We start from the raw sequence: 3,691 nt of genomic DNA on the forward strand, positions 1-3,691 counted from the left end.
CTCCACCGGGATTTTTTCAGAATATTTTCGACCCAGAAATAGTCGTTTGGGACAACGTAACTTATGCGGATAATTACTATCAAACCAACGGAACGGGCGATACCCTCAATGGTCAAGAATTATCCTCTGCCGATTGGAATGTGAACCTAGGTTCTTTGGTAGGTTTTGACCAAAATTTAGACAAAAATGGCCCGCATCAAACCGCAGCCGCTTGGTATGCGGGAACTGCCGACCTCAGTCCGAGTCAAATTCCTGATGAAAACGGACAAACAATTTATCGCCGCTTAGGGGATTTAGCCGAGGGAGAAACTCCTTGGTATGTTCCCGACCATACTAATGCTAACTTTAAACGCGACGACGGCACCTACTTTGACGCACCTTGGGAAGGTATTGGTACGGGTTGGTTTAATTCTGCTCTAGGTGGGGGCAGTGAGTTGCGTCCTTATCATTTCGATGATGTAGAAGGAGGAAAGTTAAGCAAAAATGAAATCCAGGAATTTAGCTATCCCAATGATGGCTGGAAAGAATATTTAGACAGCAAAAGAATATCGGTCAAGCAAGATAACCATCCCATCCCGGCAATGGGAGGCGACTATGCGGTTCCCACATTGTTTAACGGTAACTTTGATGCAATTTTTTACCAGTACAACAGCCAAAATATTCCCAGTTGGTACATCGACCAACCGACTAATCCGCTTAAACAAAGTGCTCTAATTGATGTTGCCGGGATTCCAGGAAATACCCCCTCTCCCAATGGGATTCCCAATTATGCTTTGCAACTGGGAGGAGGCAACCCAACCCAAGCTACTCATAATTTATTTGTCATCCCTGACTGGGGCAATTTACGGTTCGACGTTCACGCTCCCGTTCAAAGTGGAGAACTGAATGTCAAGCTGGAAACCATAGACGGTCAAAGTAAAAATGTTACTGTCAATCTTGCCCAAGATGCCAATTTTGTAATCGACGGAAGCAATCGGAATCAAGTTGAGATTATTAAGGACATCTACTCAGACATTGAAAATCAGATCGGATTTGGTCGGAAAGGATTTGAAACTTTCCAACTCAAATTACACCTTAATGATTCAGAACTGGCAGATTTCCGAGGTCAACCCGCAACATTGAGCTTTTCTTTAGAAGGAGGCGATTTTGTTTATCTAGACAACGTTTTCTTTGGTAGCGACTTCCTTAAATTTGCCAATCCAACAGAGGCTCGGTGGAATCTTGATAACAGCACCTCTCAAAACAATTTGCTGCTGGAAAAACCACAATACGCTCTGTCCTACAATGCGGATACTAAACTGGCCAATTGGGTAGGGTGGAAAGTAGACAAAACATGGGTGACCAGGCCACAACGACAACCGGGAGCATTACCAACAGGATTACTACAAAGACCTGAATTTATCGCCGACCCTGATTTATTAGCCAGTGGTTTGTCCAGCTATGATGCAAATATCTTTACAGGGTTGGGAATGGACCGAGGGCATTTGTCTCCCGATCGCGATCGATTAAGACATCCCAAAGACCAGTTAGCAACCTACCTCACAACTAATGCGATCGCCCAATCAATGGATAACAATCGAATTTTCATACCAAGCAGCAACAATTACCAGGATGCTTCGGCTTGGTTCAATATAGAAAATAAAGTGGTTTTTTCAAGGGCTACTCAGGGAGAAGAACTTTACATTTTCGCCGGAGCTTTTGGTAACAACTCTCAACCCCAAAAGAAAACCAATGTCCCCGAATTGTTTAATCTTAGTATAAATGGGCAGTACATCAATCGGGGAAATACAAACCCCAGTAATTTAGTCAGCCGAGAAATTCACATTCCTAAATGGACGTGGAAAAGTATCATCGCCGTAGAACAACCAGGAGCCGATATTACTTCGTCAAGCCTAGAAGCTTTCGCATATATAACCCCCAATACAGCGGAACCAAACTGGGATAATCTATCCTCAGAAGGGATTGCCAATCCGCTAAATGTATTTTCCCAGTTTTTGAACAACAATCGCGGTAACATCGCTAATGCAACGGATTGGAGAAATCCAGATACCTGGCAAGTTTCTATTCCAGAACTCACCAACATTCTGAATGAACCTAACCGAGTTCGCGATTATGACTTTAATTTTGATTTCCTTTCAAATCTGCCAGAAACTATTCAGCAGACTTTGAATAGTTAGGGGAGGGGTTATCCTAGCTATTTGTTATAAACTTTTACTCTTATTGATTTAATAGTTTTATTGAATTAAATACAGTTTTGAGCTTTTGATGTAATTAAATAAAAAGCTCAAAATTGCTATTTATGGATACAAGTTTTCAAAAAAAAGAGGTAAAAACTCACTCCCATGACTGATGCAGTATATAGCGATTATTATACTTATAAGTAACATCATAAGTCAGGCAAGTACAAGACATTTTAGGGCTTAAGCTGTACTCCAGAAAGAAACCTGCTATATGTCAAATTTTTTCTAGATCGGTCTTTATAAAAGTTTATTTTTAAGATTAGTTTTTTAGAAAACTTCTATAAAGTGAAATTAAAACCTGGTATAAAAACTCCGTCTTGGCGAATAACATCCCAGAATTCACAAGGTTCTTCACAATAGCCACCTAAGTCAGCACCTTGAAGATTTACCCGAATAAAATGAGTCCAAGTCAAATTGCATCCGATGGTTTTAAACCTTCTGAGATCGCAGTCAAAAAATCTGGCACCCTCCAAATCACAATGATCGATAATAGCGTCTTTCAAGTTACACAGCCAAAATTCAACAAACAAATTACAGTCCCACCATTCGGTACTACTTAAGTTAACATTTTTTAAGTTAGCCGAGTCGAAGTTGACATTGTAAAAGCAAGCCCCGCTTAGATTGACAGAATCTAACTTGACATTACTTAAGTCAGCATACTGCAAAATCATAGCTCGAAAATCTCTCTCCCCTGCATTGTAAAGTTGAATAAATTCTTCAGCATCCATCCTTAATCTCCTGAATTGATTTGCCTCATAAATAATAACATAATTTTCCCAGCATAACTGGGCGGCTAACGGTGACAAAATATTTTGAAAAATTTCCGAAACATCAAATTGTTGCCGTGTTATCGCTGGCCGGAATTAGAGTCGCCTCAACCGGGAGTCGATCGTAATCCCAATCGGATTTTAACTGCTACTTGGAATGATGGAGTTTGGAGTTGGAATGGTGGCAGTATAGCTGGGTCGAATACCGAATTTACTCTGCCGGGCGATCGAATGTTAACCGCCGGTCAAGAATATCACTGGGCGGTTGAAGTCACCACCAAAAACGGTTCGTCCCAAACTGTCACCGAGGAGTTCCAAACTTCCTTGCCTGAAGCTGCAACGGACAACCCCTTTACCAGCGTGACGATTTTAACTCCAGGAGTGGAAGTAGAACAAAGTGAATCGATCTCCGACAATATTGATGCGATCGCGCGTCAGCTCCTTGACAGTGGCAGTTCGGTACTTCGCTATCAACCCACCACCAGTCAGTGGCAGTCCGTCACTTATAACCCATCGGTACGCGATTGGGTCAGAAACGACCAAAAACCCGTTGTTGGCAAGCCCTTAGTGCTATTAGCCGACTGGATTGATGGCATTGAACCCTTCAAATTACTCAATGGTGGGTTTGCCGAAGCGGCAGCCGATGCCATGTTTGCTTCCTTGGTGCAACTCGACCAAACATAT

2 protein-coding genes and 1 pseudogene are annotated in these 3,691 nt (G+C 42.0%); 2 read left to right on the plus strand and 1 reads right to left on the minus strand.

The window, feature by feature from the left end; translation table 11 throughout:
• Positions 1-2,177: DNA/RNA non-specific endonuclease (locus NG833_RS27275; protein WP_256556184.1), on the plus strand; the 2,177-nt coding region annotated here is incomplete at its 5' end.
• 341 nt (positions 2,178-2,518) lie between these two features.
• Here NG833_RS27275 and NG833_RS27280 read toward each other — a convergent pair.
• Positions 2,519-2,968 carry a pentapeptide repeat-containing protein gene (locus NG833_RS27280; RefSeq protein ID WP_254568416.1) on the minus strand — a complete coding sequence of 150 codons (450 nt, stop codon included), beginning with the start codon at positions 2,966-2,968 and terminating at the stop codon, positions 2,519-2,521.
• A gap of 108 nt (positions 2,969-3,076) precedes the next feature.
• Here NG833_RS27280 and NG833_RS27285 point away from each other — a divergent pair.
• A pseudogene (locus NG833_RS27285) lies at positions 3,077-3,691 on the plus strand (hypothetical protein); the annotation flags it as partial.

The organism is Oscillatoria sp. HE19RPO (assembly GCF_024220515.1).
In the GTDB taxonomy this organism is placed as follows: Bacteria; Cyanobacteriota; Cyanobacteriia; order Cyanobacteriales; family Laspinemataceae; genus Laspinema.

Coding starts and splice junctions, on each gene's coding strand:
- NG833_RS27280 (WP_254568416.1), bottom strand. CDS start 2,968: ATGGATGCTGAAGAATTTATTCAACTTTACAATGCAGGGGAGAGAGAT.